Origin of the sequence: Pannonibacter phragmitetus DSM 14782, assembly GCF_000382365.1 — a bacterium.
Classification (GTDB): Bacteria; Pseudomonadota; Alphaproteobacteria; order Rhizobiales; family Stappiaceae; genus Pannonibacter; species Pannonibacter phragmitetus.
The window spans coordinates 1021619-1042682 of sequence record NZ_KB908215.1 but is presented as its reverse complement, the minus strand read 5'-3'; the positions used below and the strand labels follow the sequence as shown (position 1 = coordinate 1042682).

Genomic DNA, 21064 nt, shown 5'->3' with positions numbered 1-21064 from the left:
ACACCATGCGTCTCACACTGTGCAAAACCGGACGTGACGTCTGCTGTGCCGCCATTGGCAGTCTTGCCATCTTGGCATTTACTTCAATAACAGCTTTCGCTGAGCGCTCACTCTCGGGCATCTTCTCCACCGCCTACTCGGCTGATGCCGAAGTGGACGTCGAGCTGGTGCTGGCCGTTGACATCTCCCAGTCGATGGACCGGGACGAGCAGGAGGTTCAGCGGGCCGGATATGTCTCCGCCCTGACCTCGCGCGAGGTTCTGGCCGCCATTCAGGACGGCCCCACCGGGCGGATTGCCATCACTTACTTCGAATGGGGAGGGGTGGGCGAGCACTTCATGGTGGCCGAATGGTCCATCATTCAGGACGAGGCCACAGCAGCGGCCTTCGCCGCCCGGATCGCCGAAGCCCCCCTGCGGCAGGTCCAGAGAACGTCCATCTTTGCCGCGCTGGAAAAATCGGCGGACATGATCGCTTCCAACGAATATCAGGGCCTCAGGAAGGTGATCGACATTTCCGGTGACGGGCCGAACAATCAGGGCGGCACTGTCACGCAGATGCGCGACAAGGTCATCGCTGCGGGCGTCACCATCAACGGCCTGCCGCTGATGATGAAGTCGGAAACCTCCGCCTGGCAGGCGATGCTCCATCTCGATCACTACTACGAGGATTGCGTCATTGGCGGGCCGGGGGCTTTTGCCATTCCGGTGCGCTCAAAGGAGGCTTTCGCCGAGGCTGTGCGGATGAAACTGGTGCTTGAGATTGCCGGGCTGATGGAAAATCAGCCTCTGATCATCCCGGCCGCAGGCCGCAAGTCAGTCAGCTGCAATCTGTTTGACTAGAGGAGTGGCGGCCAGCCGCCACCGCTCACGAAGATGCGCCCCGTGAGGCGGTGGCTTGCCGCCGCTCACGAAGTTGCGCCCCGTGAGGCGGTGGCTTGCCACCGCTCACGAAGTTGCGCCCTGTGAGGCGGTGGCTTGCCACCGCTCACGAAGTTGCGCCCTGTGAGGCGGTGGCTTGCCGCCGCTCACGAAGTTGCGATTGGGTTTTAGGTGGCAAGGCTGACAAGCTCTCCCGTGTCCGGTGGTGTATTGGCACTGCCGGAGCAAGGGGAGGTCCGGCATGACGCCCTTCAACATTCTGCGATGGTTGCGCTCGTGCGCCGGAGGTTTCCGCGCGGCGCTGGTGCTGCTGGCCTTGCCGGCCGTGACGGGCAGGGCAGATGCCCAGCAGAAGCTGCTCCAGGAAGTGGATGTGGCCCTCGTTCTGGCGGTCGATATCTCTTATTCCATGGACATCGACGAACAGCGGCTGCAGCGGCAGGGCTACATGCAGGCGATCACCTCGCCGGAGGTATTGACCGCGATCCGCAGCGGCCTGACCGGCAGCATCGCGGTGACCTACGTGGAATGGGCAGGCACCCTGTCCCGCTCGGTCCTGATTGACTGGCACGTGGTCTCGGACGGGGCCAGCGCGCAGCAGTTTGCCGATGCGCTGGGAGAAGCCCCGATCAACCGCGCCTACCGCACCGCCATCGGCGATGCGTTGCTGTTTTCGGCAGAGCAGTTTGACACGCTGCCGCATAGGGCCTTGCGCAAGGTGATCGACATTTCCGGGGACGGGCCGAACAATCAGGGCACCTATGCGCCCGTCGCCCGCGATCAGGTGGTGGCGCAAGGCATCATCATCAACGGCCTGCCGCTGCAGCTGAAGGATGTGCGGCCCGGCTGGTTCGACATGGAAGACCTCGACCGTTATTACGAAACCTGCGTCATCGGCGGTCCCGGCTCCTTCATCGTGCCGGTGCGCGGGCCGGAGCGTTTTGCCGAGGCGGTGCGCCGCAAGCTGGTGCTGGAAATCGCCATGCCGGTGCTGCCGCAGCGGCTGGATCAAGGCGCTGCCCGGCTGATCCGGGTTTCGGACGGCATCGATCCCTTCTGCCTCGAAGGCGAGCGGCGCTGGCAGCAGCGGCGGTTCATCTACGAGGAGCCATAATCAGCTCCGCTCCTTGCGGCATCTTCCTGTGACCGGGCGTCAGCTCGCGCTTTGCGTTTCCCGCGCAAGGCGCTAAAGCTGTTGCCGTGATTTTGATGGCGCTTCTGCGCCGGTGAGAGCTTGCGGGAGATGATGCGGATGGAGGCGGTACGTCCGGTGCTGGCCCTTGTGGCCCATGACGCCAAGAAAGACGCCATGGTTGCCTTCGCGCAGCGCAATGAGGAAAAGCTTGCGGCCTTCCGGCTTGTCGGCACGGGCACCACGGGCGGGCGCATCAAGGCCGCTTGCCCCAGCCTCAACCTCACGCCGCTGAAAAGCGGGCCTCTGGGCGGTGATCAGCAGATCGGTGCCATGATCGCCGAGGGCCGTCTGCACGGGCTCATCTTCTTTGCCGACCCGCTGTCGCCCATGCCGCATGATGTGGATGTGAAGGCCTTGCTGCGCCTCGCGCTGGTCTACGACATCCCCATGGCGCTCAACCTTTCGACCGCCGAAATCCTGCTGCGCTCGGCCCGCCTGACCGGCCTGCGCAGCTCCTCCGATACGCCTGAAGTGGCCGGCCCGCGCACATGAGCCTGACTGAGACCCGCCAGCGCCCGTTCGCTTTCCCCGTTCTGGTCGGGGATGTGGGCGGCACCAATGCCCGCTTTGCTCTTGTGCTGGATGAAGACGCACCTGCCATCAAGCTGCCGTCCCAGCCGACGGCCGCCCATCCGGATATCAACGCGGCCATCCGCGCCTGCCTTGCGGGGCAGGATGTGCCGGCGCCGCGCTCGGCCGTCATCGCCGTGGCCGGTCCCGTCACCGGTGACCGCATTCCGCTCACCAATGCCAGGTGGGTGGTGGAGCCGCTGCAGATGATCGCCGGCCTTGGCCTCAGGGACGTGGTGATCCTCAACGACTTCGAGGCGCAGGCGCTGGCGCTGCCCGGTCTGTCCGGTGAGGATATCGAGCAGATCGGCGGCGGCGAGCCCCTGGCGGGCGCCTCCAAGTTCGTGGTCGGCCCCGGCACCGGCCTGGGTGCGGCGGCGATGATCTATGCGGCAGACACCTGGGTGCCGGTGCCCGGTGAAGGCGGGCACGTGGAACTGGGGCCGGTGACGCCGGAAGACTACGAGATCTGGCCGCATATCCCGCGCAACGGGGGGCGCATCGGCGCCGAGGAAGTGCTGAGCGGCACCGGCCTGCCGCGTTTAGCCGGGGCTGTTGCCCGCGCCCGCAAGGCGGAGCCGCATTTCACGTCTGCGGCGGACATCACGCAAGCGGCCAATGCCGGGGACCCGGTGGCAGTGGAAACGCTTGAGATCTTCGCCCGCTGCCTTGGCCGTGTGGCAGGGGATTTCGCGCTTTCGGTTCTGGCGCGCGGCGGTGTCTATATCGCGGGCGGCGTGTCGTCCCACATTGCGCCGTTCCTGCGCAAGGGCGGCTTCCGCGCGGCTTTCGAAGCCAAGGCTCCCCATGCCAAGCTGATGGCCTCGATCCCGGTGTTCCTGATCCATCACCCCAACCCGGCGGTGGACGGACTTGCCGCCTACGCCCGCACCCCGGACCGCTTCGCCGTCGGCACCAAGGGCCGCCATTGGTCCGCACAAGGTTGATGGTTTGGGCGGTGTGATCTTTATGGGGGACCTTTCCGCCCCTCCTGATTCTGCCGTGTTTATATCTGACCGTCAGTCAGGCACCAGTTTCTCTCCCCCCTTGAGGGGGAGATGCCCCCGGCAGGGGGCAGAGGGGGGTATCGGACTGTCCGCTCATATGAGAGGTGGTTCTGTGCTGAAGCGCAGCTACCCCCCTCTGTCTGCTCACGCAGACATCTCCCCCTCAAGGGGGGAGAGGGGCGCTGCGGCAAAAGGAGAGAGCATCTGATGTCTGACTGGCGGTCGCCGCCCCTGCCCATTGATGCGGCGCTGCCGGAGTTGCTGGCGGCGCTTGAGGCGGGAAGCAATGCGGTGCTTGTGGCTGAACCGGGCGCCGGCAAGACCACCCGTGTGCCGCTGGCGCTGCTCGACGCGCCCTGGCGCGGTGATGGCCGCATTCTGCTGCTGGAGCCGCGCCGCCTTGCCGCCCGTGCTGCGGCCCGGCGCATGGCTGCAAGCCTTGGCGAGGAGGTAGGTGGCACTGTCGGCTACCGGGTGCGCATGGAAAGCCGCGTCAGCGCCCGCACCCGCATCGAGGTGATCACAGAGGGTGTCTTCACCCGGATGATTCTGGATGATCCGGAACTCACCGGCGTTGCCTGCGTGCTGTTTGACGAGTTTCACGAACGCTCGCTCGAAGGCGATCTCGGTCTTGCGCTGGCGCTCGATGTGCAGGGCGCGCTGCGCGATGACCTGAGGCTGGTGCCCATGTCGGCAACGCTGGATGCTGCCAGTGTCGCAAGGCTGCTCGGCGGAGCGCCTGTCGTCGAAAGCAAGGGCCGCAGTTTCCCCGTTGAAACCCGTTATCTAGGCCGCAAGGCGGAAGAGCGGATCGAGCCGCAGGTGGTGCGGGCGGTGCGCAAGGCGCTGGCCGAGGAGCATGGCTCGCTGCTGGTGTTCCTGCCCGGTCAGGGCGAAATCCGCCGGGTGGCCGAAGCGCTTGAGGGACAGGTGCCAGCCAATGTGCGCATCGCCCCGCTCTATGGTGCGCTGGACGGCAAGGCGCAGGATGCTGCCATCCGCCCGGCAAAGGAGGGCGAGCGCAAGGTGGTGCTGGCCACCTCCATCGCACAGACTTCGCTTACCATCGAAGGTGTGCGCACGGTGATCGACAGTGGCCTCTCCCGCGTGCCGCGCTATGAGCCGCAGACAGGGCTGACGCGGCTGGAAACCGTGCGCGTGTCCCGGGCAACGGCAGACCAGCGCCGTGGCCGTGCGGGCCGTACGGAGCCGGGCGTTTGCTACCGGCTCTGGGACGAAGCGCAGACACAGGCGCTGATGCCAGCCGAACGGCCGCAGATTCTGGAAGCGGACCTCTCCTCGCTGGTGCTGGATCTGGCGGCCTGGGGCACGGGGGACCCGGCGACGCTGTCCTTTCCCGATGCCCCGCCCTCCGGCGCCTGGGCGGAGGCGCGCAGCCTGCTGACGCAGCTTCATGCCCTTGATGCCGAAGGCCGCCTGACGCCGCATGGCCAGCGCCTTGCGCGCCTGCCCATCGAACCGCGCCTTGCGCATATGATTGTGGAAGCGCAGGCGCTGGGTCTTGGAAGGCTGGCGGGCGAGGTGGCTGCGATCCTGTCCGAGCCCGGCCTTGGCGGCATGGATGTGGACCTGCGCGAGAGGGTGAGACGCCTGCGCCGGGACAATGATCCGCGCAGCCGCGATGCCCGCGCCCTTGCTGCACGCTGGCAGAAGATGGCGGCCGAAGGTGGCGCGAAGACCGGGCAGGACAGCGATGGCGGGGCGCCGGAGCTGGCCGGCGAAGTGCTCGCGCTTGCCTTCCCCGAGCGGGTGGCGCAGGGCCGGGGCCAGCGCGGCCGCTTCCGCCTTGCCAACGGGCGCGGGGCAGAACTGCCGGAAGAACATGCGCTGGCGGGCGAGGCCTTCCTTGCCATTGCCGACATTCAGGGCAAGGCCCAGTCGGGCCGGATCATGCTGGCAGCGCCTCTTGGACTTGAAGCCATCGAGACGATGTTTGCCGCAGATATCACTGAAACCGATGACGTGCGGCTGGAGCCTTCCGGTCTGGTGCGGGCGCGCCGTGTGGTCCGGCTGGGCGCGCTGGAACTGGCCTCCCGGCAGATTACCAATCCGGATGCGGCGATGGTGGCAAAGGCGCTGCTGGGGGAAATTGCCCGGCGCGGGGTTGCCCGTCTGCCCTGGACCAATGATCAGCTGCGCCTGCGCGCCCGTGCCGGTTTCGTGCGGGCCGCTGGTGCAGAGCATCTGCCGGACCTTTCCGACGCTGCCCTTCAGGAGACGCTGGAAGACTGGCTGCTGCCCTATATGGCCGGGTTCACCCGTGTTTCGGACGTGGATGCCGCCTGCCTCGGCAATGCGCTCGCTGGGCTGCTGGGCTATGGCGGCGCGGCGGAGATTGACCGGCTGGCGCCATCGCATTTCACCGCGCCCACCGGCTCGCATGTGCCCATCGATTATGGCGCAGAAAGCGGCCCCTCCATTTCCATCCGCGTGCAGGAGCTGTTCGGCCTCGCCCGGCATCCGTCCGTCGCCGATGGCCGCATTCCGCTGACGCTGGAGCTTCTGTCGCCTGCCCACCGGCCCATCCAGATCACGCGGGATCTTCCCGGTTTCTGGGCGGGGTCCTGGGCGGATGTGAAGACGGAGATGAAGGGCCGCTATCCGCGCCACCCCTGGCCGGATGACCCTGCCTCCGCAGAGGCGACAAGACGCGCCAAACCACGTGGAACGTAAGTTCAAGCCCGTGCGGCGCCTGAGCAAGTTCAAGGCGTGATGCGTCAGCATCTCAAAGCCTTGGAATAAGAGCTTGGCGGTCGCTTATCGGCGGCCTTCGTGGTAGATCTGCGTCAACTTCAGTTCCAGGAGAGTATCTGCCATGACCGCCGCCGCCTTTGACCCCAAGGACATCATTGCCCGTTTCACTGCAGGCGAGGGCTTTCCGGAGGCTGACGTCCGCGAATGCCTGTCCACTCCGTCCGCCTCCGTTCCGGCGCTGATGGCCATCCTGGAAGACCGCGTTGCCGGTGGCACGGGTGAGCTCAGCCAGCTCGACGAGAAGGGCGATGCCTGCTTCCTCGCACTGCATATCCTTGCCGACCTCAAGGTTACCGCGGCCTTCCAGCCCTTGATGCGCCTGCTGCGCAGCACGGATCAGGACCTTGAAGCCCTGTTCGGCGACTGCCTGATCGAAACCATGGGGCCGATCCTGATCGCCCTCAATCCCGGCGGCTACAGCGTCTTCGAGGAAGGATTCTCCGATCGCAACGCTGACGATTACGCACGCGATGCCATGATGGTGGCCTGGGTCTATGGCGTGCTCTCCGGCGAAGTGCCGCGCGAGCATGCCCTCTCCGTGCTGAAAGCCTTCCCGAAGACCGTGCGCCCGGCGCCGGACAGCTATCTTTGGGGCAGCTACATCGGTGCCGCCGGTGACCTCGGCTTCGAGGAACTGGAAGAGCCGATCGCAAAGCTGTTCACCGATGGCTCGATCATGATGGACGAGGGCGGCTTCCGCCCGGTGGACCCGGAAGACTTCGCCCTTCATCTGGAAGCGGCCAGCCTGTCGGAAGAAAACGAGGAATCCCGCGAGCTCTGGATGGCGTCGAACCGTTATTTCCCCTTCGAGGACACGGTCGAGCTTCTGGGCGAATGGTCCTGGGATGGCGATGAAGACGAGTGGATGGATGTGCCCTTCCTGGAAGCTGCCGAGGACGAAGAGCCCTATCTGCCGAACTGACGGCGGCTGGCTGCCGGTCCTTGCCATCTACTGCCTTGCCGTCTGCTGCCTTGCGGTGCTTGCCCCGCTGGCCGCAGGGCAGGCACTGGCGCAAGACATGGGCAGCCGCTTCCGCATAGGCGTGGTCACGGCCGGGCGCGATGATGCCCGGTCCGAGGCCGAACCCTTCCGCGACGAGCTGGAATACCGGCTGGGCCTTCCGGCCGACCTGTTTCTCATGGACACCTTGGGCGAACTGACGGACGCCCTCATCGCCGGTCATGTGCAGTACGGCCGTCTGTCTGCCACGGCCTATGCGGCTGCACGCAAGGCCTGCGCCTGTGTCGAGCCACTGGCCGCGCCCCGTGACGGGGATGGGGCAGACGGATTTCACGCCATTCTGATGACCAAGGCCGGCGAAGTGCCCTCTCTTGAGGCGCTGGCGGGAAAGCGGCTGGCCATTGGCCCGGCCCGCTCCACGGCAGCCTTCCGTGTGCCGCTGGCCGGTCTTGCTGCTTCAGGACGCGATCCGCGCCAGTTTTTCTCCGGGCTTGTTCCCGTTTCCGGTCCTGAGGAGGGGCTTGCTGCGCTCTATGACGGCCTGGCCGAAGCTGCGCTGGGCTGGTCCACATTGCTGGGCGAGGCAGACACCGGCTACAGCTCCGGCACCCTGCTTCAGGCCTATGACAGGATGCGGCTGGATGTGGGCCGGCTGACGGTCGTCTGGCAGTCGCCGCGCATTCCCTTTGCCGTGCATGTGGTGCGCTCCGATGTGGCGCCCGAGCTGAAGGACAGGCTCCGGCAGATGCTCTCCGCTCTGCAGGACGAAGCGCCGGGCGCCTATTTCGCCATCGAGCCGGATTTCGGCGGCGGTTTCGTGCCGGTGCTGCCGGAAGACTTCTCCGCCGTGATGCTGCCGCTGGAGCCGCAATGGCAGGCGATGCTGAAGGACATCGCGGACCAGCAGGCTGCCGCCCCCGCGCCCTTGCCGGAAGACGGCGGCGAAGGGGATCTGCCGCCGCCGTGATGCCGGCTGCCGCTTATGCCCCCAGTGCCTTCACCGTATGCCGCCGGATCATTTCTTCCTCGTTGGTGGGGACCACCATGAGGGTGACGCGGGAGGCGGGGGTGGAGATGATGCGGGCGCTGCTGCGGTTGGCGTCTTCATCAAGGTCTGCACCCAGCCAGCCGAGTGGGGCGCAGACGGCGCGACGGACATTGACCGCATGCTCGCCGATACCGCCGGTGAAGACGATAGTGTCCACGCCATCGAGAATGGCCGCCATGGCGCCCATCTCCCGGCGGACGCGAAAGGTGAAATAGTCGATGGCCTTGCGGGCCGCTTCCGTTCCGGCAGCTTCCAGCTCGCGCATGTCCTGGCTGAGGCCGGACAGGCCCTTGAGGCCGGACTGCTTGTAGAGCAGATCCGATATTGCCTCTGCCGTCATGCCCTTTTCCTGCATCAGATAGAGCAGCACGCCCGGGTCCAGCTGGCCGCAGCGGGTGCCCATGGGCAGGCCGTCGAGCGCGGTGAAGCCCATGGTGGAGCCGATGCTGCGGCCATCCTGTATGGCGCACATGGAAGCGCCATTGCCGAGATGGGCGACGATCAGCCGGCCCTTTGCAGCCTCCGGTGCCGTCTCCGCCAGATGCTGCGTGATGTATTCATAGGACAGGCCGTGGAAGCCATAGCGCCGCACGCCCTCGTCATAAAGCGAGAGCGGCAGGGCGAAGGCATCATTCACCCAGGGGTGATTGCGGTGGAAGGCCGTGTCGAAACAGGCGACCTGCAGCGCATCCGGGAAGGCCTTTTGAGCGGCGCGGATACCGGCCAGATTATGCGGCTGGTGCAGCGGGGCAAGGGAAACGAGACGCTCCAGTTCCGCCGTCACGCTGTCATCAATGACGGCAGGGGCCTCGAAGCCGATGCCGCCATGCACCACCCGGTGCCCGGCCGCTGAAATTCTGAGGCCCTCGAAGGCCTCGCGGATCAGGCCCAGAACCGCAGCAAGGGCCGCTTCGTGGCCGGTTGCCGAAGCCGCCCCGGCAGGGGCTTCCAGTGTCGCGTCAAGCCGCGTGCCATCGGAGGGCCGCTGCGCCTTCAGCCGCATGGCCGTGCTGCCGATGCCTTCGACCTGGCCTTTCAAAAGCTCTGCCGTGCCCTGGTAGAGGTTGAATTTCAGCGATGAGGAGCCGGCATTCAGCACCAGCACCGCCTGACCCATCTGTGCGCTGCTCATTCGGCGGGATCCATGTCACCGGTGACGATGGATGCGCCCGTGGTCAGCCAGTGCTGATAGAGCAGGGCGAGCGCACAGGAGGCAAGGCGGGCGCGGTCATCATCGGCACGGCTGGTCAGGATCACCGGCACCTTGGCCCCGGCGACAAGACCGGCCGTTTCGGCATGGGCGAGGAAGGTCAGTTCCTTGGCCAGCATGTTGCCGGCCTCAAGGTTCGGCACGATCAGCACTTCCGCCCGGCCTGCCACCATCGAATTGATGCCCTTGGTGCGGGCGGCCTGCAGGTCGATGGCATTGTCCATGGCCAGCGGCCCGTCCACGAGCCCGCCGGTGATCTGGCCGCGCTCGGCCATCTTGGACAGGACTGCCGCGTCGAGGCTGGAGGCAATGGCGGGGTTCACCGTTTCGATGGCCGAGAGAATGCCCACCTTCGGCTCGTCCAGGCCGATGGCAAGGCCAACATTGATGGCGTTCTGGATGATGTCGACCTTGGTTTCCAGATCCGGCGCGATGTTGATCGCCGCATCGGAAATGAGCACCGGCGTCGGGTGGCCGGGCACATCCATGACGAAGACATGGCTGATGCGCCGCCGTGTGCGCAGGCCGCCGTCGCGCTTCACAACATGCTTCAGCAGAAGATCGGTGTGCAGGTGCCCCTTCATGATGGCCGAGACGCGGCCCTCATGCACCAAGGCAACGCCGCGCGCTGCGGCATCGGCTTCATCGGGCACATGCTCGATCTCGAAAGCTTCCAGCGAGGCTCCCAGCGACTGGGCCGTCTTTTCGATCTTCGCCCGGTCGCCGATCAGGATGGGGCGGATCAGGCCTTCGTTGGCGGCGAGCAGGGCACCGCCCAGCGAGTTGGCGTCTTCGGGAGAAATCACCGCAGTGACCAGCGGCGGCAAACGCCGGGCGGCGCTGATGAAGCGGTCGAAATGGCGGTGCCGCTCCAGCAGCAGCGACGGCAGGTCCGCGGTGTCGAAGGTGATCTGCTCATCAGGGGCGGTGACGATGGCGATGCCGTCCGCCACGGCCGTACCATCGGCACGGGTGACACGCGTCGCAAGCCGCACGATCCGGTCAGCTTCCTTGGCCAGAACCTGCACGCTGACATTCAGCGTGTCGCCCAGAAGGACGCGGCCGTGGAAGGAAAAGGTCTGGTTGCGGTAGATCGTGCCGGGGCCCGGCAGGATGTTGCCCAGAACGGCGGAAACAAGCGCGCCGATCCACATGGACGGGGCGAAAGGCGGCTCACCGTCGCGCTGGCTGCCCTCAGCCTTCGGCAGGTGCAGCGGGTTGGTGTTGCCGGAGGCATGGGCGAAAATATAGAGGTCGTTCGCGGTGCAGGTTCTTGAAACGGTTGCCGTTTCGCCAATGGTGATCTGGTCGTAGGTGCGGTTGCTCGCCATGCGTTCTGCCTCGGTCTTGCCTGTGCCTGCCGTCTGTCACAGCATCGCACGGCTTTTCGCAGCGATGATGACAGCTGCCCATGACACAGCTCAAAGGCGCCTGACGAAAATTTTGGCACCCTAATTAAATGTCACCTTGTCGCTCAGCCGCGGCAGCAGGAAGTAGGTGTCTTCCATGAAGATTGACGCGGCCCTCGGGAAAATGCTCTGCGCCATGCTGGCGAACAGGGGGGTGTAGGTGCTGCTGGCGCGGCCAATGACGATGCTGGTCCCCGCTCTTGCGGTCCCCGCCGGGAAGGTCACCGGAGGAGCGGAGCCCTTGCTCCAGGGAGTGCCGCCAGACTGGTTCACACTCCAGTCCACGCTTGCCTTGCCTCTGGAATCGAAGCTCACGCTTGCAATCACCACGTTGAGACCGTCAGCGGGGAAAGGCTCCATAATGGCCCGTGCTGCCACCATGATGTCGGACATGTCGCCGGATGAAAGGCTGGACGATTGCGACACAAGATCAGCCATTGAGAAAGCGACCTGTGAGATCTTGCGCTTGTAGTTGAGCGCCGACGTGGTCTCTGCCGTGCCGATCATCACAATGAGCAGGAGCGGCAGGATGAGTGCAAACTCGACAGCAGCCACGCCCCGCCGGTCGCCGGTCAGATCGCGCGCTGAAAATCCGCACGCGGCCAAAGCCTTGCGCAGGGGGGCAAGCAGGGTGCGGAGGCTCACCATGGGAAGGGCTCGTTACGGAAGACGGCGGTGGAAATCAGCAGGCGTTCCATGTTGCCGGTGTCTCCGGCATTCGTCCGCAGCAGGGAGGTGAACATCGGCCACCGGTAAATCACCCGCGCGACGACAATTTGTCCGCCTCTGCCGGCGGCATAGCTCGACCGGCCGGTCGATTTGCCGTCTGCATCGACAAGATCCGGCAAGGCAATCTGCGAGAAGCTGTTGAAGACCCGGACATCCACTTCAAGCCGGCTTTCGTTGCAAAGGGCCGTTGTAAGCTGCCGGCAGACGGCCGTCTTGAACTGAGCTTCGTTAAGACCTTGCTGCTGTGCCTGGCCTGTCTTGATCAGCCGGGTCGCATCGGCCACCGAGTTGTCCAGGATCCGGTTGACGAAGAAGGCAAGGCCAAACTCGATGATGGCAAAGACAACGGCCAGGAACGGCATCGCAACGATCGCAAATTCGATCGCTGTTGCCCCGGAACGGTCGCGCCGGAACGCGCGGAACAAGCCTCGTCCCTGTTTGCGCTGGCTTTCCTGCTGCACCTTCTACATTCCTCTGCCTAGAGCACTTCCGATGAAAGCGAAGCTGCCTGACGTGTTCCATCCATTTGGTTTCAAGCTAGTCCCGGCCCGAAACCAGTTCCTGGTTCTGCTGGACCTGCTCTAGCGCTGCACCGGCTGGCCTGCGGCTTCCTTGCCCGCAGCCTGAAGTGCCATCTGGTCGCGCTGGGTAATCTGCTCGGCAGCCGTCGAGAACGCTTCCTTTCCGTCACCCGGCACTGGTATCGCGTCGCAGTTTGGTGCGCAGCTGTAGCTGAAGCGCGTGTCTTTGCGCGTCACGGTGACGGTGTTCTGCGATCCGGCGGTCACGAAGAGGGGCTCGTCGATGATCGGCTGGGAGTTGGCATCCAGTATGATCAGGTTCGTGGTGCCCGCAGACTTGCCCGTCACAACGACCGTGTGGCGGTCATGCATCGTGACGGCTGCAAAAACCGGGTTCCCCACGATCACGGTACTTGCCGGCTGCTCGATCCGGAAGACCTTCGACTGATCCACAGGAACCGAGACGCCCTCAGCGGCAGCCAGCGCGGCCGGCAGCAGGACGGCCAGTCCAGCCAGCGGTGCAAGCGCCAGTGCTGCAAGCGAATGTGTGATGCGCGGCATGTCTCACTCCATCAGGGCCATAAAGGTCATGAATCCAGCCAATCATGACGTTGTTTGGTGAATGAAACCCTAATGCGAAGCTTCAGTTTTTCCGCGGCACAAGCGCGCGGCCAAGTATCGATACTTCTGGTTGTTTGAAAAATTATAGGAAAATTTTACCTAACAAGTCATTTTTTCATTAACCAATAAAGTAACCCAAGGTCCGTTTCTGATAAATGCGGATAATTTTAACTAGATGGAAACATCAGGGTCGTAGCGTCAGCTCAAGTTCGATCGGCCGGAAACAAGGCCGGCGGGCGGAGCTGTCAATCATGTGACTATGGAGCAAACCAGATGAAGAAGCTTTTCGCGCGTTTCGCCAAGGATGAATCCGGCGCAACCGCCATCGAATATGGCCTGATCGCAGGTCTCATTTCTGTCGTGATCATCGTCGCTGTGCAGTCGATTGGCGGCAGCGTCAAAGGCATCTTCGAGAGCATCGACACGGCGCTCAAGGGTGCGGCAGGCGGCAGCTGATCAATATCAGCCAATCGCATGCCTCGTCTTCTGGACGGGGCGGGGCATGCGTCAGCTGAAGGCTCGGGGCCCTGAGATGCCTGAGTGTGTCAGGGCCTGGCCTGCCAGCATGTCTCTAACCTGCTATTGATGCTCCAACCCGGTGGAACAGGATGATTGAAGCAGCCCTTCTCGTCGTCTTTCCGGTTCTTGCCGCCTTTGCTGCCTCGTCTGATCTGTTGACCATGACGATCCCCAACAGGGTGTCTCTCCTGCTCGCCGGTGCCTTCTGCATCCTGGCGGCCGCGACAGGCATGCCTGCTTCCGTGTTTGGCTTGCATTTCGCAGCCGGCGCGCTGGTGCTTTTCGTCTGTTTCGGGATGTTCGCCCTGGGCTGGATGGGGGGCGGTGATGCCAAGTTTGCGGCCGCTGCCGCACTCTGGTTCGGCTTTGGACAGTCCCTGACAGAGTTTGTTCTTCTCACCGCAGTCTATGGCATGGTGCTTACGCTGGGTCTCTTGCAATTGCGCCAGATGCCATTCGTTCCCGAAATGCTCGGACGTCATGACTGGTCTGCGCGGTTGCTTGATCATAAATCCGGCATTCCCTACGGAATTGCCATCGCAGCCGCGGCACTTCACGTCTATCCTTCCAGTTATTGGTTCGGCTTGATCGGTTAGTATGCCGGCCGTAACCTTTGCATGACTGAATTTACTTCTTCAGCTGAACGCAGGAGAGAGCCGCAAGCGGTTAATACGGGTTAACCAATCTTCCTCACTCTTGGTTAACTATGTTTTGACGAATTGCCTGCCACACTGTCAACAAGCCTGCGAAGGGCTGGATTGTGTTGGTGGATGAGTTGCGATGAAACATGCAAGGCTTCTGGTGCTCGGCATCGCGATCGGCGCGGGACTTCTCGCGGCGCGCATGGTGATGTCGTCGCGTGCTCCCGAACAGCCAGCACCGGTTCAGGCAGAAACTGCCGTCCAGCCAACGGTCCCTGTTCTCATCGTCTCCCGTGATGTCAAACCGGGCGAGCTCCTTCAGCCTCAGGATCTGAAATGGACCGACTGGCCGCGCGATGTGGTGCCGGCCGGTGCCATCACCCGCGACCAGCAGCCTGAAGCAGAGAGTTCGATGGCGGGGCAGATTGCCAAGGCTCCGCTGTACAACGGCGAGCCGCTGCGTGAGCAGCGCCTGATCACCGCAGCCAATGGCTACATGGCATCCGTTCTGCCCAAAGGCATGCGGGCCATTGCCGTCTCGGTCGAAACCGAGACGATGGCCGGTGGCTTCATTCTGCCGGGCAACAAGGTCGACGTCATTCTCACCAGAACGGTGCAGGGCGGTGTCACGACCGCCGTGACCGAGACGATCCTGCAGAACGTCAGAGTTCTGGCCATCGACTCGATCATTGCCGGGGAGCGGGACACCAAGACGCTGGAGCCGGACCGCACGGCCACGCTGGAACTCTCTCCCGAACAGGCCGAAGTCGTTGCCCAGGCGCAGCAGCTCGGCAAGATCTCGCTGACGCTGCGCAGTGCGCAGGATTCTGCAGATGACACTGTTGATGACGCGCCGCGCAGGGATAAGGGCGGCGTCAACTTCGTGCGCTACGGCGTTTCCAGCAATGGCGCAGGACAGTGAGGCCGCGATGCGTAGTGATGGCGGGACAGCAAACGGGAAGGAAAAGGCCATGACTGGGAGATGGCTCGCCGTCATGCTGCTGGCAGGGCAAGTGGCTTTTGGTGCTCTCCTTGGTGCTCCTGCGCCCGCCGTGGCGCAGGGCTTCCCGAAATCGGTCAGCATTGCCTCCGGCGAAAGGGCAGGTGAGCGTATCCTGCGTGTCGGCCTTGGCCGCTCCGTGGTGGTCGATGTCGCCGAAGATGTGGCCGATGTGCTGGTCTCCGAGCCGGAAATCGCCAATGCGACGGTGCGCAGCCGCAACCGCATCTATGTGGTCGGCAGCAAGGCCGGTCAGGCAAGTGTCGTGCTGTTCGGCACCACAGGCCGCGAAATTGCAAGCTTCAGCGTGCGGGTTGAGCCGGATACGTCGGACCTGAATGCCATCATCCGCAAGCTGATGCCGAACACGGACATCCGCGCCGATTCACTCAATGGCAGCGTGGTTCTGACGGGCACGGCCCAGAGCACTGGCGACGCCCAGAAGGCGGCTGATCTTGCAGCACGGTTTCTCGCGCAGTCCGGAGGCAGCGGCAGCCAGGACAGCTCCACTGCCGTGCTGAACATGATCACTGTCGGCGGCAAGGACCAGATCCAGCTCAAGGTGACGGTTGCCGAAGTCGACCGTTCGGTCATCAAGCAGCTGGGCGTCACCATGTCCGGAACGCTGTCGAGCGGCAGCTTCGGCTTTGGTATTGCCAATGCGGCCAGCTTCCCCGTCAATACCGGGATTACGTCCCAAGGCAATCTTCTGGGGGGCTTCTCCTCCGGCGGGTCCAGCTTTTCGGCGCAGCTGCGTGCCTTGCAGCGCGACGGCGTTATCCGGACACTTGCTGAACCGACGCTGACCGCTATTTCCGGCGAGAACGCCAGCTTCATCGCCGGTGGCGAGTTCCCCATTCCGGTGAGCTATGACAATGACAAGATCGGCGTCGAATTCAAGCAATTCGGTGTGGGCCTCGACTTTACACCCGTTGTGCTGAACGAGGGCAATGTCAGCCTGCGCATCAAGACGGAAGTCAGCGAGCTTTCGGATGAAGGGGCTGTGACGACCGGCGGCATCACGATCCCGGCCATCAAGGTGCGCCGGGCGGAATCGACGGTTGAGCTTCCCTCCGGCGGCACGCTGGTGATGGCGGGTCTGCTGAAGGAGAGCTACCGCCAGACCCTGAGCGGCGTGCCCGGCCTCATGCAGATCCCCGTGCTGGGGGCGCTGTTCAAGAGCCGCGACTTCCTCCGCCAGCAGACGGAGCTGGTGGTTTTTGTCACTCCCTATGTCGTCAAGCCGGTTGCGCAGAGCGCGCTTGCCCGGCCCGACAGCAACTTTGCGCCCGCCTCCGATGGCGAGACCATTTTCTTCAATCAGCTGAACCGGGTGTTCAACACCGCCGGTGCGCCGGTTCCGGGCAGCTATCAGGGCCAGGTGGGGTTCATCTATGAATAGGGAACAGACCAACCGCTCCTTGAAGGGGAAAGCTGCCCTGCTCGTCTGTGCGGCAGCGGTTCTGGCCGGGTGCCAGACCCAGCCCACACCCTCAGCCATGGCATCCAATGACTACCGGGTCAGGCACCCGATCATGATCACCGAACAGGCGGAGGTGCTCGACATTCAGCTCGCCGCCTCAGCCCGTAATCTGGGGCGCGATTATTCGGCCCGCATCGCCCAGTATGGCGCGGAAGCGCGTGCCTCGGGTGCGTCCACGGTCGAAGTGCTGGTGCCATCCGGCTCCGCCAACGAGATTGCAGCGAGCACCGTGGTGCCTCAGATCCGGGCGGCGCTTGTGCAGGGTGGTGTGCCGCAGCGGAACGTGCAGGTCCGCAGCTATGGTGTCGCGGATGCCCGGCTCTCGACGCCCGTCCGCCTGTCCTACGCCCGGGTGAAGGGGGCGGTGGGGCCTTGCGGTACCTGGCCGGACAATATTGCCAGCACCATCGGCCCGAACACCGACTATCATGATTTCGGCTGCGCAACGCAGTCCAATCTTGCCGCCATGGTCGCCAATCCGGCGGATCTCATGGGCCCGCGTGCCGTTGGAGCTTCGGATCAGAACAGGCGCGGAGTCGTGCTTGAGAAGTACCGCAAGGGCGAGCAGACGGCAGCGGAATACAAGGAAGGGACTGGTGCCAATGTCTCCGGCGTGGGCAACAACTGACGGCTTGGCAAGGAGGGCGGCATGAGCAATGCAAGCGGCCAGAACTGGGCCATGCAGGAACCGGAAGACGGGTTCGCCGGTGAGGCGCCCTACAAGCCTGTGCCGGACATCCGCCCGGTGCCGCGCATTTCCATGCAGGCCTTCTGCATGGATGCGGAGACGGCGCGCATCATCGAGGCTGCCGGCGAAGACCGCCGCATGACCAAGGCGCACCTGAAGGTGCACATGGGCGGCATCCAGGCGGCAATCGAGCATTTCTCGCAGGCCCCGACGCCCAATCTGATCGTGATCGAGTGCGGTGCAAATCAGCAGAGCCTTGTCGCGGATCTGGACCGGCTGGCCGAATATTGTGATGCTGGCACCAAGGTCATTATCATCGGCCGCATCAACGACGTGGCGCTCTACCGTGACCTGATCCAGCGTGGTGTCAGCGAGTATCTCGTGGCCCCTGTCACGATCCTGCAGGTCATCGGTGCTGTCGGCTCGCTCTACAGCGATCCCCAGTCCGAGCCGCTGGGCCGGACCATGGCCTTTTTCGGGGTCAAGGGAGGATGCGGGTCCTCGACCCTGTCTCACAATGTGGCCTGGAGCTTGGCCCGCGCCTTTGGCAGCGAGGTCGTGCTGGCAGATCTTGACCTGCCATTCGGCACGGCCGGCCTCGACTACAATCAGGACCCGCTCCAGGGTGTCTATGAAGCCGTCTCGGCACCTGAGCGGCTGGACGAGACTTTCCTCGACCGCATTCTGTCGCGCTGCACGGATCATCTCAGCCTGCTGGCGGCACCTGCATCGCTGGAGCGCGGCTACGATTATTCAGAGACCTCGTTTGACCCGCTGGTGGATGTCATGCGGCAGGGCACGCCTGCCATCGTGCTGGATCTGCCCCATGCCTGGAACAATTGGGTCCGCCATCTGCTGCAGATTTCCGACGATGTTGTGATGGTCGCCGAACCGGACCTCGCAAACCTGCGCAATGCCAAGAACCTGGTCGATACGCTGAGGCAGATGCGTCCCAACGACCATCTCCCGCATCTGGTGCTGAACCGGGTCGGCATGCCGAAGCGGCCTGAAATCAAGCCGGAAGAGTTTGCCAAGGCGCTCAATCTGCCGGTCCTGGCATCCATTCCCTTTGATCCGCATCTGTTCGGAACCGCAGCCAACAACGGCCAGATGATTGGCGAGCTGGATTCCCGCCACGCGGTGAATGACCTGATTTCGCAGATTGCCCATTCGGTTTCGGGCCGGGGTGAAATCAAGCGGGGCCGGCGCTCGCCGGTGGCGGCCCTTATGGATCTGCTCAGGAAGGGCAAGTAACGGCCTGAGAGCCGCAGGAGCAAGAGCTGCAGATGTTTGGCAGGCGCGGTACACCAACAAGCGGAACGGAGCAGGGCGGTCAGATCCGTCCGGCAGCCCCTGTTTCGCGTGCGCCGGATCAGGCATCTCAGTTGATCAACGATCTTCGGGATGCTCCGGCCGCCTCTTCAAGACCGGCTGCGCAGACCTCTGCCTCGCCGGCGGAGCAGCAGGCGGAAGACCGCCTGCGCAAGCGTTCGGCTGAATACTACGCCACGAAGGCTGCCATCTTCAGTGCGCTCGTCGAGGCGATCGACCTGTCGCAGCTGAGCCGTCTCGGGCCGGAAGATGCACGCGACGAAATCCGCGATGTGGTGAATGACATCATCGCGCTGAAGAACGTGGTCATGTCCATTTCCGAGCAGGAAGACCTGCTGGAGGACATTTGCAACGACGTTCTGGGCTATGGGCCGCTGGAGCCGTTGCTGGCACGGGACGACATTGCCGACATCATGGTCAACGGCGCCCATACGGTTTACATCGAAACCGGCGGCAAGATGCAGAAGACGGGCATTGCCTTCCGCGACAATGCGCAGCTGATGAACATCTGCCAGCGCATCGTCAGCCAGGTGGGACGCCGCGTCGATGAATCGAGCCCGATCTGCGACGCCCGCCTGCCGGATGGCTCGCGCGTCAACGTCATTGCCCCGCCGCTTGCCATTGACGGGCCGGCACTGACCATCCGCAAGTTCAAGCGCGACAAGCTCACGCTCGACCAGCTCGTCCGCTATGGGTCGATCTCGCCGGAAGGTGCCGTGGTGCTGCAGATCATCGGCCGGTCGCGCTGCAACGTGCTGGTCTCGGGGGGCACGGGCTCGGGCAAGACGACGCTGCTCAACTGCCTCACCGCCTATATCGACACCACCGAACGCATCATCACATGCGAAGATTCGGCCGAACTGCAGCTGCAGCAGCCTCATGTGGTGCGTCTGGAAACCCGGCCGCCAAACCTTGAAGGGGAAGGCGAGATCACCATGCGCGATCTCGTCAAGAACTGCCTGCGCATGCGGCCGGAACGCATCATCGTCGGCGAAGTGCGCGGACCGGAAGCCTTCGATCTGCTGCAGGCCATGAACACCGGCCATGACGGCTCGATGGGCACACTGCACGCCAACTCGCCGCGTGAGGCCCTGTCGCGCCTGGAGTCCATGATCACCATGGGCGGCTTCTCGCTGCCCTCCAAGACGCTGCGCGAGATGATCGTGTCCTCCGTTGACGTGGTCGTGCAGGCTGCGCGCCTGCGTGACGGGTCCCGCCGGATCACCCATGTCACCGAAGTGATGGGCATGGAAGGCGATGTGATCATCACGCAGGACATCTTCCTCTACGACATCCTTGGCGAAGATGCGCAGGGCCGCATTCTCGGCCGCCACCGGTCCACCGGCATTGGCCGCCCGCGGTTCTGGGACCGTGCCCGTTACTACGGTGAGGAACAGCGGCTGGCAGCGGCACTTGATGCCTCCGAAGCGCCGGAGATGGGCTGATGGAGATCTTTGGCATCACCCTGAGCCCGGAGACGGCCAACATGGCAGCAGCGCTGCTGGTTGCCCTCAGCATCGGCGGTGTTCTTTATGTGCTGCTGGAGCCGCTGCTCAACGGATCACGCAAGAGCAAGGAGCGCCTTGAGACCATCGCGGCGCGGGACGTGATTGCTGCCGACCGCCGTCCGCAGCGGGATGCGGACCGGCGCCGCAAGTCGGTGCAGGACCAGCTCAAGGAATTCGAGGACAAGCAGAAGGCGCGGCAGAAAAAAGCCAGCAGCATGCCGCTTGCCGCGCGTCTGGAGCAGGCGGGTCTCGACTGGGAACGCAAGCATTTCATGTATTTCAGCGCCGCATGTGCTGCGGTTTTGCTGTTTCTTGGGTTGATCATCTCGGGCGGGTCGTTGCTGATCACGCTGGCTCTGGGGTTCGTCGGCGCCTTGGGCGTGCCGCGCTTCTATCTCAACATGCGGCGCAAACGGCGTCTCAACAACTTCATCGACGAGCTGCCCAACGCCGTGGACATCATCGTGCGCGGCGTGCGCGCGGGGCTTCCGCTGACGGACTGCATCCGGATCGTGGCCGCAGAATCGCGGGAGCCGGTGGCAACCGAGTTCCGCAAGATCGTCGAGGCTCAGGTCATGGGCATATCCCTGACGGATGCCGTCGCCCGCATGCCGGACCGTATCCCCCTGCCGGAGGCCAACTTCTTTGCGATCGTCGTGGCCATTCAGCAGCAGGCCGGTGGTGGCCTGTCAGAGGCGCTCAGCAACCTTGCCAAGGTGCTCCGCAGCCGCAAGACGTTGAAGGGTAAAATCAAGGCGCTCAGTGCCGAGGCCAAATCTTCTGCGGCAATTATTGGTTCCTTGCCAATTATTGTATCTCTCATCCTTTATGCGATTGCTCCGAAATATATCATTCTGCTCTTTACGACGACGGGAGGGCATTACATCCTTGCGGGAAGTGCTGTGTGGATGTTCATGGGAATTCTCGTGATGCGCAAAATGATCAATTTCGATTTCTAGGGGGAAG

20 protein-coding genes are annotated in these 21064 nt (G+C 63.7%); 15 read left to right on the top strand and 5 right to left on the bottom strand.

The window, feature by feature from the left end; translation table 11 throughout:
* Positions 1-5: 5 nt before the first annotated feature.
* The 7 genes from H163_RS0104825 (at position 6) to H163_RS0104795 (ending at position 8356) form a co-directional block, all read left to right on the top strand.
* Positions 6-842, top strand: coding sequence for a DUF1194 domain-containing protein (locus H163_RS0104825; protein WP_081625959.1), 837 nt, complete (start codon positions 6-8; stop codon positions 840-842).
* A 280-nt stretch (positions 843-1122) separates the two neighbouring features.
* A complete protein-coding gene (locus H163_RS0104820) occupies positions 1123-1995 on the top strand; it encodes a DUF1194 domain-containing protein (RefSeq protein WP_019963421.1) in 873 nt (290 codons plus the stop codon).
* 129 nt (positions 1996-2124) lie between these two features.
* Positions 2125-2568 (top strand): methylglyoxal synthase, encoded by a 444-nt coding sequence (locus H163_RS0104815; RefSeq protein ID WP_019963420.1) that lies wholly within the window; start codon positions 2125-2127, stop codon positions 2566-2568.
* Entirely contained in the window at positions 2565-3593 is a 1029-nt protein-coding gene (glk, locus tag H163_RS0104810; protein ID WP_019963419.1) for a glucokinase, read from the top strand. The genes H163_RS0104815 and glk overlap by 4 nt, the downstream gene beginning before the upstream one ends.
* Before the next feature lie 267 nt (positions 3594-3860).
* Positions 3861-6347, top strand: a complete 2487-nt coding sequence (gene hrpB / locus H163_RS0104805) for an ATP-dependent helicase HrpB (RefSeq protein WP_019963418.1) — start codon at positions 3861-3863, stop codon at positions 6345-6347.
* Between the two features lie 142 nt (positions 6348-6489).
* Positions 6490-7350, top strand: a complete 861-nt coding sequence (locus tag H163_RS0104800; RefSeq protein WP_019963417.1) for a DUF1186 domain-containing protein — start codon at positions 6490-6492, stop codon at positions 7348-7350.
* A complete protein-coding gene (locus tag H163_RS0104795) occupies positions 7280-8356 on the top strand; it encodes a phosphate/phosphite/phosphonate ABC transporter substrate-binding protein (protein WP_160118246.1) in 1077 nt (358 codons plus the stop codon). Before H163_RS0104800 ends, H163_RS0104795 begins: the two co-directional genes overlap by 71 nt.
* A gap of 13 nt (positions 8357-8369) precedes the next feature.
* On the opposite strand, the gene H163_RS0104790 is transcribed toward H163_RS0104795, so the two are convergent.
* The 5 genes from H163_RS0104790 to H163_RS0104765 form a co-directional block, all read right to left on the bottom strand.
* Positions 8370-9569, bottom strand: coding sequence for an acetate/propionate family kinase (locus tag H163_RS0104790; protein ID WP_019963415.1), 1200 nt, complete (start codon positions 9567-9569; stop codon positions 8370-8372).
* Positions 9566-10978, bottom strand: coding sequence for a bifunctional enoyl-CoA hydratase/phosphate acetyltransferase (locus H163_RS0104785; RefSeq protein ID WP_019963414.1), 1413 nt, complete (start codon positions 10976-10978; stop codon positions 9566-9568). The genes H163_RS0104790 and H163_RS0104785 overlap by 4 nt, the downstream gene beginning before the upstream one ends.
* Before the next feature lie 120 nt (positions 10979-11098).
* The gene (locus H163_RS0104780; RefSeq protein ID WP_019963413.1) at positions 11099-11704 is read right to left on the bottom strand and encodes a TadE/TadG family type IV pilus assembly protein; all 606 of its coding nucleotides are present in this window, start codon (positions 11702-11704) and stop codon (positions 11099-11101) included.
* Complete coding sequence (locus H163_RS0104775) at positions 11698-12210, bottom strand: TadE/TadG family type IV pilus assembly protein (RefSeq protein WP_208975303.1); 513 nt, start codon at positions 12208-12210, stop codon at positions 11698-11700. Before H163_RS0104775 ends, H163_RS0104780 begins: the two co-directional genes overlap by 7 nt.
* A gap of 156 nt (positions 12211-12366) precedes the next feature.
* The gene (locus H163_RS0104765; RefSeq protein WP_019963410.1) at positions 12367-12867 is read right to left on the bottom strand and encodes a pilus assembly protein N-terminal domain-containing protein; all 501 of its coding nucleotides are present in this window, start codon (positions 12865-12867) and stop codon (positions 12367-12369) included.
* Positions 12868-13200: 333 nt separating this feature from the next.
* On the opposite strand from H163_RS0104765, the gene H163_RS0104760 reads away from it, so the two are divergent.
* From H163_RS0104760 to H163_RS0104725, 8 genes are all read left to right on the top strand, one after another.
* A complete protein-coding gene (locus H163_RS0104760) occupies positions 13201-13383 on the top strand; it encodes a Flp family type IVb pilin (RefSeq protein WP_019963409.1) in 183 nt (60 codons plus the stop codon).
* A gap of 152 nt (positions 13384-13535) precedes the next feature.
* Positions 13536-14042, top strand: a complete 507-nt coding sequence (locus tag H163_RS0104755; RefSeq protein ID WP_019963408.1) for an A24 family peptidase — start codon at positions 13536-13538, stop codon at positions 14040-14042.
* Positions 14043-14226: 184 nt separating this feature from the next.
* Positions 14227-15009 carry a Flp pilus assembly protein CpaB gene (cpaB, locus tag H163_RS0104750; protein ID WP_019963407.1) on the top strand — a complete coding sequence of 261 codons (783 nt, stop codon included), beginning with the start codon at positions 14227-14229 and terminating at the stop codon, positions 15007-15009.
* Positions 15010-15058: 49 nt separating this feature from the next.
* A complete protein-coding gene (locus tag H163_RS0104745; protein WP_115336526.1) occupies positions 15059-16489 on the top strand; it encodes a type II and III secretion system protein family protein in 1431 nt (476 codons plus the stop codon).
* Positions 16482-17198 (top strand): CpaD family pilus assembly protein, encoded by a 717-nt coding sequence (locus H163_RS0104740; protein ID WP_081625954.1) that lies wholly within the window; start codon positions 16482-16484, stop codon positions 17196-17198. The genes H163_RS0104745 and H163_RS0104740 overlap by 8 nt, the downstream gene beginning before the upstream one ends.
* 21 nt (positions 17199-17219) lie before the next feature.
* Entirely contained in the window at positions 17220-18512 is a 1293-nt protein-coding gene (locus tag H163_RS0104735; RefSeq protein ID WP_019963404.1) for a CpaE/TadZ family protein, read from the top strand.
* A gap of 32 nt (positions 18513-18544) precedes the next feature.
* Positions 18545-20035 carry a TadA family conjugal transfer-associated ATPase gene (locus tag H163_RS0104730; RefSeq protein WP_026355462.1) on the top strand — a complete coding sequence of 497 codons (1491 nt, stop codon included), beginning with the start codon at positions 18545-18547 and terminating at the stop codon, positions 20033-20035.
* The gene (locus H163_RS0104725; protein WP_019963402.1) at positions 20035-21057 is read left to right on the top strand and encodes a type II secretion system F family protein; all 1023 of its coding nucleotides are present in this window, start codon (positions 20035-20037) and stop codon (positions 21055-21057) included. The genes H163_RS0104730 and H163_RS0104725 overlap by 1 nt, the downstream gene beginning before the upstream one ends.
* Positions 21058-21064 lie beyond the last annotated feature (7 nt).

What these genes read in the sequence shown, in the direction of transcription:
- H163_RS0104825 (WP_081625959.1), top strand. Translation starts at nt 6, where the DNA reads ATGCGTCTCACACTGTGCAAAACCGGACGTGACGTCTGCTGTGCCGCC.
- H163_RS0104820 (WP_019963421.1), top strand. Translation starts at nt 1,123, where the DNA reads ATGACGCCCTTCAACATTCTGCGATGGTTGCGCTCGTGCGCCGGAGGT.
- H163_RS0104815 (WP_019963420.1), top strand. Translation starts at nt 2,125, where the DNA reads ATGATGCGGATGGAGGCGGTACGTCCGGTGCTGGCCCTTGTGGCCCAT.
- glk (WP_019963419.1), top strand. Translation starts at nt 2,565, where the DNA reads ATGAGCCTGACTGAGACCCGCCAGCGCCCGTTCGCTTTCCCCGTTCTG.
- hrpB (WP_019963418.1), top strand. Translation starts at nt 3,861, where the DNA reads ATGTCTGACTGGCGGTCGCCGCCCCTGCCCATTGATGCGGCGCTGCCG.
- H163_RS0104800 (WP_019963417.1), top strand. Translation starts at nt 6,490, where the DNA reads ATGACCGCCGCCGCCTTTGACCCCAAGGACATCATTGCCCGTTTCACT.
- H163_RS0104795 (WP_160118246.1), top strand. Translation starts at nt 7,280, where the DNA reads ATGAAGACGAGTGGATGGATGTGCCCTTCCTGGAAGCTGCCGAGGACG.
- H163_RS0104790 (WP_019963415.1), bottom strand. Translation starts at nt 9,569, where the DNA reads ATGAGCAGCGCACAGATGGGTCAGGCGGTGCTGGTGCTGAATGCCGGC.
- H163_RS0104785 (WP_019963414.1), bottom strand. Translation starts at nt 10,978, where the DNA reads ATGGCGAGCAACCGCACCTACGACCAGATCACCATTGGCGAAACGGCA.
- H163_RS0104780 (WP_019963413.1), bottom strand. Translation starts at nt 11,704, where the DNA reads ATGGTGAGCCTCCGCACCCTGCTTGCCCCCCTGCGCAAGGCTTTGGCC.
- H163_RS0104765 (WP_019963410.1), bottom strand. Translation starts at nt 12,867, where the DNA reads ATGCCGCGCATCACACATTCGCTTGCAGCACTGGCGCTTGCACCGCTG.
- H163_RS0104760 (WP_019963409.1), top strand. Translation starts at nt 13,201, where the DNA reads ATGAAGAAGCTTTTCGCGCGTTTCGCCAAGGATGAATCCGGCGCAACC.
- H163_RS0104755 (WP_019963408.1), top strand. Translation starts at nt 13,536, where the DNA reads ATGATTGAAGCAGCCCTTCTCGTCGTCTTTCCGGTTCTTGCCGCCTTT.
- cpaB (WP_019963407.1), top strand. Translation starts at nt 14,227, where the DNA reads ATGAAACATGCAAGGCTTCTGGTGCTCGGCATCGCGATCGGCGCGGGA.
- H163_RS0104745 (WP_115336526.1), top strand. Translation starts at nt 15,059, where the DNA reads ATGACTGGGAGATGGCTCGCCGTCATGCTGCTGGCAGGGCAAGTGGCT.
- H163_RS0104740 (WP_081625954.1), top strand. Translation starts at nt 16,482, where the DNA reads ATGAATAGGGAACAGACCAACCGCTCCTTGAAGGGGAAAGCTGCCCTG.
- H163_RS0104735 (WP_019963404.1), top strand. Translation starts at nt 17,220, where the DNA reads ATGAGCAATGCAAGCGGCCAGAACTGGGCCATGCAGGAACCGGAAGAC.
- H163_RS0104730 (WP_026355462.1), top strand. Translation starts at nt 18,545, where the DNA reads ATGTTTGGCAGGCGCGGTACACCAACAAGCGGAACGGAGCAGGGCGGT.
- H163_RS0104725 (WP_019963402.1), top strand. Translation starts at nt 20,035, where the DNA reads ATGGAGATCTTTGGCATCACCCTGAGCCCGGAGACGGCCAACATGGCA.